The following is a 6730-nucleotide window of genomic DNA, read 5'->3' as shown; positions in this document are numbered from 1 at the left end:
GCCGAAGCCCACCGCCGCTGGAACAACATCACCGCCGCCACAACCGCCTGACCAGCAACGATGCCCTACCGATCAAGAACTACAGCTGCCGTGTCGGACCGGCCGGCCTGTCCAGGACGGTCCGCCAGTCGGTCGCGAATCCCAGATGGATCAGTACGAGGACGCTGAACCCACCGAAGAGATACGCCGACCCGGTGCAGCACGCCCGCAGTGCGCCCGCCCCGAGCCCGGACACCAGAAAGCTGCTCGCCGCGAAGGCCACCAGCGCCGACATGATCAGCGTCGTGGTGGAGCGGACGGAGAACAGCAGATCGAGCACGGCCAGCAGGGCGTACGCACCGGTGACCGCGTTCACGGTCTCCCAGCCCCAGCGGGCGATCCAGATCAGCGCGCCGGGCAGCAGATTGCCGCGCTGTCCGAAGACGGCCCGGGAGAGCGCCATGCCGGGCGCGCCGCCCCGTTGTCCGGCGACCGAGACCAGGCCGACCAGTCCGTAACTGACGACGGGCGCCGTGGCCGCGACGATCAGCACCTGCCAGAAGCTCAGGCCGCTGACGACGACGAGCCCCGCGCCCACGGTGAGCAGCAGTACGGTCATATTGGCGGCGGCCCAGGTGGGGAAGAGGGTGCGGACCCGGCCGGTGCGCTCGCTGTCGGGGACGGGTTCCAGGCCACGGGTCTCCACGAACGGGATCGTACCTTTACCGCCAAAAGGTGCATAACGCCCCGTTGGGTTCCGGGGTGATCCTCCGGTGCCGCCCGCCGGTGCGGCTGTGACTGATACTGGGAGGGTTATGGAATTCGTCATCCTTGCTGTAGTCATCGCCGCCCTGGTCGTGGCCGGTCTGGTCAGCGGGCTCGTGGTCAGCGGCCGCAAGAAGAAGCAGCTGCCCCCGGCACCGTCGAGCACGCCGACCCTCACTCCTCCCGCCGAACCCCATGTCGGCGAGGAAGCCGAGACACCGCGCGAGGAACCGCGCCGCACCATCGAGGAGGCCGGTCCCCCCGACGTCCAGGCTCCCGCCGCGGAAGCCCCGGCAGTCGCCGAGCCGGAGGCTCCCCCTGCCCCCGCGCTCGAGATCCCCGAGCCCACCGCGGGCCGTCTCGTACGGCTGCGTGCCCGGCTCGCCCGCTCGCAGAGCACCCTCGGCAAGGGGCTCCTCACGCTCCTGTCCCGGGACAACCTGGACGAGGACACCTGGGAGGAGATCGAGGACACCCTGCTGACCGCCGACGTCGGCGTCGCACCCACCCAGGAGCTGGTGGAGCGGCTGCGCGAGCGCGTCCGCGTCCTCGGCACCCGTACCCCCGAGGGGCTTCGCGCACTGCTGCGCGAGGAGCTCCTCGCGATGCTCGGCACCGACTTCGACCGCGCGGTCAAGACGGAGAGCGGTGTCGACACCCCGGGCGTCGTGATGGTCGTCGGTGTCAACGGCACCGGCAAGACCACCACCACGGGCAAGCTGGCCCGGGTCCTCGTCGCCGACGGCCGTAGCGTCGTGCTCGGCGCCGCCGACACGTTCCGTGCCGCCGCCGCCGACCAGCTCCAGACCTGGGGCGAGCGCGTCGGTGCCCGCACCGTCCGCGGACCCGAGGGCGGCGACCCGGCGTCGATCGCCTTCGACGCGGTGAAGGAAGGTATTGCCGAGGGCGCCGACGTCGTGCTCATCGACACCGCCGGCCGGCTGCACACCAAGACCGGGCTCATGGACGAGCTCGGCAAGGTCAAGCGTGTCGTCGAGAAGCACGGCCCGCTCGACGAGATCCTGCTCGTCCTCGACGCCACGACCGGGCAGAACGGCCTGGTTCAGGCCCGGGTGTTCGCCGAGGTGGTCGACATCACGGGCATCGTCCTCACCAAGTTGGACGGCACCGCCAAGGGCGGCATCGTCATCGCCGTCCAGCGCGAGCTGGGCCTACCGGTGAAGCTGGTGGGTCTGGGCGAGGGCCCGGACGATCTGGCTCCGTTCGAGCCGGAGGCGTTCGTCGACGCGCTGATCGGCGACTGACGCCGCCGGGTCCGCCCGGTCGCCGTGTCGTCCTCAATTGCCGGACGGGTTCGCATTCGAGCCCGTCCGGCAATGGGGTTTCACGCCCCTGGAGCGATGGCAGATGTACGCCAGTGTGCCCAGCAGCAGCCGCGCCTGCGGCGGCCTGCCCACCGTGTCCAGCACCGGCGGGCGCAGCCAGCGGACCGGGCCGAGACCGCCCTCGTCGGACGGCGGGGCGGTGATGTGGCAACCGGGACCCAGCGCCCGCAGATCCAGATCCGCGTCGTCCCAGCCCATCCGGTACAGCAGCTGCGGAAGTTCGGCGGCGGCGCCCGGCGCGACGAAGAACTGGGCCCGCCCGGATGGCGTCACCGCCACCGGGCCGAGCGGCAGCCCCATCCGCTCCAGCCGCACCAGCGCCCGGCGCCCGGCCGGTTCGGCGACGTCGAGGACGTCGAACGTGCGCCCCACCGGCAGCAGCATCGAAGCGCCCGGCACCTCCGCCCACGCGCGCGCCGCCATGTCCAGCGTGGCGCCGGCGGGCACCTCGTCGGCGAAGTCCAGCGGATGTGCGCCGGGGGAGGTGCAGCCGCTGTCGCCGCACGAGCAGCGGCCGGCCGCGGCCCGCGCTCCCGGGGCGACGGCCCAGCCCCACAGCCCTGTGTACTCGGCCACCGCGGTGCACTCGGCCGCACGGCCTCGGCGCCGTGAGCCGGATCGCATTTCCCGGATGCCGCCGATCGTGAAGCCCATGCCCCCTCCAACGGGTCCGGCTCGCCGGTGGTTACGACGCGGAGTGCAGTCGTCGCATTCCGTCGCCCCGTCGACCGGGCAGCGCACAGGTCGTACCCCAGGTGGTGCGACACGGTCCGCGCGCTCCTGCGTGCGTCACTGCGTCTGCTGCTGATCGTCGTCTGTCAAGTGAATCGCGCCCGAAGGTGAACGCGTTCATTCGAAGGGGTGGCGAATGGTGGCGTTTCTGTAATCAGGCTCGCCGAGCGGGTGATCGTAGGATTACCGTCGGTACACGAACCATGGAAGTATGTGCGCTGATGGGTATGCCGGAGGCAAGTCGATTTCCTGTTCGATGGTGCGCAAACCGCCGTACGGACGGCTTCGGCCCACGGCATTCTGATAGTGGTTCGCGCGACACGTATTCAGCGGGATGGGGGCGTTCCAGTGAGTGGCAGCGGCGCAGGCGATTCGAATGCCGGTAAGCGCCCCAACGGGCAATTGGGATCATGGTTCGTGCGCAGCGGCTGGTCGAAGGGCGAGCTGGCACGGCAGGTGAACCGCAGAGCGCGCCAGATGGGCGCGCACCACATCAGTACGGACACCTCCCGGGTCCGGCGCTGGCTCGACGGTGAACAGCCGCGCGAGCCGATTCCGCGCATCCTCTCCGAGCTCTTCTCCGAGCGCTTCGGCACCGTCGTCGCCATCGAGGACCTCGGGCTGCGCTCCGCCCATCAGTCACCGTCGGTGGCCGGTGTGGACCTGCCCTGGGCGGGCCCGCAGACCGTCGCGCTGCTCAGCGAGTTCTCCCGCAGCGACCTGATGCTCGCCCGCCGCGGCTTCCTCGGCACCTCGCTCGCCCTCGCCGCGGGCCCGGCCCTCATCGAGCCCGTGCAGCGGTGGCTGGTGCCGGTCGCCGCCGCGGCCCCGGCGGATCCGGAGTCGTCGCCGGCGGACCGCCGGCCCTCCCGCCTCTCCAGCCCCGAGCTCGACCTGCTGGAGTCCACCACCGTGATGTTCCGCCAGTGGGACGCCCAGTGCGGCGGCGGCCTGCGCCGCAAGGCCGTCGTGGGCCAACTCCACGAGGTCACCGACCTGTTGCAGGAACCGCAGCCCGCGGCCACCGCCAAGCGGCTCTTCCGGTGCGCCGCCGAACTCGCCGAACTGGCGGGCTGGATGAGTTACGACGTCGGCCTCCAGCCCACCGCCCAGAAGTACTTCGTCCTGGCGCTGCACGCCGCCAAGGAGGCGGGCGACAAACCGCTGGGCAGTTACGTCCTGTCCAGCATGAGCCGCCAGATGATCCACCTGGGACGGCCCGACGACGCCCTCGAACTCATCCATCTCGCCCAGTACGGCAGCCGGGACTGCGCCACCCCGCGCACCCAGGCCATGCTGTATGCGATGGAGGCCCGCGCCTACGCCAACATGGGCCAGCCCAGCAAGTGCAAGCGAGCCGTCCGGATGGCCGAGGACACCTTCCTCGACGCCGGGATCGACGGCGAGCCCGAGCCCGACTGGATCCGCTTCTTCTCCGAGGCCGAACTCAACGGCGAGAACTCCCACTCGTACCGTGACCTTGCCTATGTCGCCGGCCGCAGCCCCACGTACGCCTCGCTCGCCGAGCCGATCATGGAGAAGGCCGTCGAGCTCTTCGGCGAGGACGACGAGCACCAGCGGTCGTACGCGCTGAACCTGATCGGTCTTGCCACCGTGCACCTCCTCAAGCGCGAACCCGAGCAGTCCACGCTGCTGGCCGAAAAAGCCCTGCGGGTCGCCAAGAAGGTCCGTTCCGAGCGCGTCAACACCCGGCTGCGCAAGACCGTCGACACCGCTGCCAGGGACTTCGGAGACATCCCCGAGGTCGCCAGGCTCACCGACCTGCTCACCGAGCAGCTGCCCGAGACCGCCGAGGCGGTCTGACCGGGCACCCAGCACTCCGGCCACGACGACCATCCCGCACAGACCGATTCCGGCTCCCCCTTGCCAGGTCAGTGGGTGATCGGCGTGGCCGGTTCGCGTTCCCGTTCCCGTACTCCAGAGTCGTAACCGCACCGTATGCGGCCCCGGCCGCAGGGTAGGCCCGGCCCCGGATACGCCACTCACGATTCATGCGGACGTAACACGACACACCTCTTCGTCACTGCGGCGAAACATCGTGCGGCATCGGCGGAAACCGCGCTGGGCGAACCTCATGGCGCATAACCGGCCCGCACCTTTTCCACAGTGGCCCCGCAAGTGGTCCCGCAGGTTTTGCCCGCACGCGGCCGCACCGACGACGAGGAGACGCCGATGCCCCCAGGCATCACGACGCTTGCCGCAGACGCCCCGACGCTGTCTGCCGCCAACACCGGGTTCATGCTCATCTGCTCGGCCCTGGTGATGATCATGACCCCGGGTCTGGCCTTCTTCTACGGAGGCATGGTCCGCGTCAAGAGCACCCTCAACATGCTGATGATGAGCTTCATCAGCCTCGGGATCGTCACGATCCTGTGGGTGCTGTACGGATTCAGTCTCGCCTTCGGCACCGACATCGGCTCGTTCATCGGCTGGAGCTCGGACTTCGCAGGCCTCAGCGGGATCGGTATCACCCAGCTCTGGGACGGCTACACGATCCCGGTCTATGTCTTCGCCGTCTTCCAGCTGATGTTCGCGATCATCACTCCAGCCCTGATCAGCGGCGCCCTCGCCGACCGCGTCAAGTTCACCTCCTGGGCGCTGTTCGTCGCCCTGTGGGTGACCGTCGTCTACTTCCCGGTCGCGCACTGGGTCTGGGGTGCCGGCGGCTGGCTCTTCGAGCTCGGCGTCATCGACTTCGCCGGTGGTACGGCCGTCCACATCAACGCCGGTGCGGCAGCCCTCGGCGTGATCCTCGTCATCGGCAAGCGGGTCGGCTTCAAGAAGGACCCGATGCGGCCGCACAGCCTGCCGCTCGTCATGCTCGGCGCCGGTCTCCTGTGGTTCGGCTGGTTCGGCTTCAACGCCGGCTCGTGGCTCGGCAACGACGACGGCGTCGGCGCGGTGATGTTCGTCAACACGCAGGTCGCCACCGCCGCCGCGATGCTCGCCTGGCTCGGCTACGAGAAGCTCCGCCACGGCTCCTTCACCACCCTCGGCGCCGCCTCCGGCGCGGTCGCCGGCCTCGTCGCCATCACCCCGTCCGGCGGCGCGATCAGCCCGCTCGGCGCCATCGCCGTCGGTGCCATCGCCGGTGTGCTCTGCGCCATGGCGGTCGGTCTCAAGTACAAGTTCGGCTACGACGACTCCCTCGATGTCGTCGGCGTCCACCTCGTCGGCGGTGTCGCGGGCTCCCTGCTCATCGGCTTCTTCGCCACCGGCGGCGTCCAGTCCGACGCCAAGGGCCTCTTCTACGGCGGCGGTCTCGACCAGCTCGGCAAGCAGGCCGTCGGTGTCTTCGCGGTCCTCGCTTACTCTCTGGTGGCCTCCGCGGTCCTCGCCTTCCTCCTCGACAAGACGATCGGCATGCGGGTCGACGAGGACGACGAGATCGCCGGCATCGACCAGGTGGAACACGCCGAGACCGCGTACGACTTCAGCGGCGCCGGCGGCGGTGCCGCCCCGCGCACCACGGGCTCCGCACCGGTATCGGACTCGACGGCAGCAGCGCAGACCAAGAAGGTGGACGCATGAAGCTCATCACGGCGGTCGTGAAGCCGCACCGGCTCGACGAGATCAAGGAGGCCCTGCAGGCCTTCGGCGTCCAGGGCCTCACGGTCACGGAGGCCAGCGGATACGGGCGCCAGCGCGGCCACACCGAGGTCTACCGCGGCGCCGAGTACACCGTCGACCTCGTCCCCAAGATCCGTATCGAGGTACTGGTCGAGGACGAGGACGCCGAACAGCTCGTCGATGTCGTGGTGAAGGCCGCCCGAACCGGCAAGATCGGAGACGGCAAGGTCTGGAGCGTCCCCGTCGAGACTGCCGTACGGGTCCGCACGGGCGAACGCGGCCCGGACGCACTCTGACCGACGGTCTCGCAAACTGAA

The 6730-nt window shown here is 69.8% G+C and carries 5 protein-coding genes and 1 pseudogene; 4 read left to right on the top strand and 2 right to left on the bottom strand.

The window, feature by feature from the left end; all coding sequences use genetic code 11:
* Positions 1-94: 94 nt before the first annotated feature.
* Positions 95-685 (bottom strand): annotated as a pseudogene (locus ABZV38_RS21050) (cytosine permease); the annotation flags it as partial.
* A 109-nt stretch (positions 686-794) separates the two neighbouring features.
* On the opposite strand from ABZV38_RS21050, the gene ftsY reads away from it, so the two are divergent.
* Positions 795-2009 (top strand): signal recognition particle-docking protein FtsY, encoded by a 1215-nt coding sequence (gene ftsY / locus ABZV38_RS21045; protein ID WP_356329059.1) that lies wholly within the window; start codon positions 795-797, stop codon positions 2007-2009.
* Positions 2010-2042: 33 nt separating this feature from the next.
* Here the strand turns inward: ftsY and ABZV38_RS21040 are convergent, their stop codons facing one another.
* Positions 2043-2744, bottom strand: coding sequence for a bifunctional DNA primase/polymerase (locus ABZV38_RS21040; protein WP_356329057.1), 702 nt, complete (start codon positions 2742-2744; stop codon positions 2043-2045).
* Between the two features lie 426 nt (positions 2745-3170).
* Between ABZV38_RS21040 and ABZV38_RS21035 the strand changes: the two genes are divergently transcribed.
* The 3 genes from ABZV38_RS21035 to ABZV38_RS21025 all read left to right on the top strand — a co-directional run bounded on the left by ABZV38_RS21035 (position 3171) and on the right by ABZV38_RS21025 (position 6709).
* On the top strand, positions 3171-4646 hold the full coding sequence (locus ABZV38_RS21035) for a hypothetical protein (RefSeq protein WP_356329055.1): 1476 nt from the start codon (positions 3171-3173) through the stop codon (positions 4644-4646).
* A gap of 369 nt (positions 4647-5015) precedes the next feature.
* Complete coding sequence (locus tag ABZV38_RS21030; RefSeq protein WP_356329054.1) at positions 5016-6374, top strand: ammonium transporter; 1359 nt, start codon at positions 5016-5018, stop codon at positions 6372-6374.
* Positions 6371-6709, top strand: coding sequence for a P-II family nitrogen regulator (locus ABZV38_RS21025; RefSeq protein WP_150487428.1), 339 nt, complete (start codon positions 6371-6373; stop codon positions 6707-6709). The genes ABZV38_RS21030 and ABZV38_RS21025 overlap by 4 nt, the downstream gene beginning before the upstream one ends.
* Positions 6710-6730: the final 21 nt, after the last annotated feature.

This window comes from Streptomyces sp. NPDC005181 (genome assembly GCF_040608395.1).
Taxonomy (GTDB): Bacteria; Actinomycetota; Actinomycetes; order Streptomycetales; family Streptomycetaceae; genus Streptomyces.
The sequence above is the reverse complement of the archived record's forward strand: the minus strand, read 5'-3'. Positions and strand labels throughout refer to the sequence as shown.

Coding starts and splice junctions, on each gene's coding strand:
- ftsY (WP_356329059.1), top strand. CDS start 795: ATGGAATTCGTCATCCTTGCTGTAGTCATCGCCGCCCTGGTCGTGGCC.
- ABZV38_RS21040 (WP_356329057.1), bottom strand. CDS start 2,744: ATGGGCTTCACGATCGGCGGCATCCGGGAAATGCGATCCGGCTCACGG.
- ABZV38_RS21030 (WP_356329054.1), top strand. CDS start 5,016: ATGCCCCCAGGCATCACGACGCTTGCCGCAGACGCCCCGACGCTGTCT.
- ABZV38_RS21025 (WP_150487428.1), top strand. CDS start 6,371: ATGAAGCTCATCACGGCGGTCGTGAAGCCGCACCGGCTCGACGAGATC.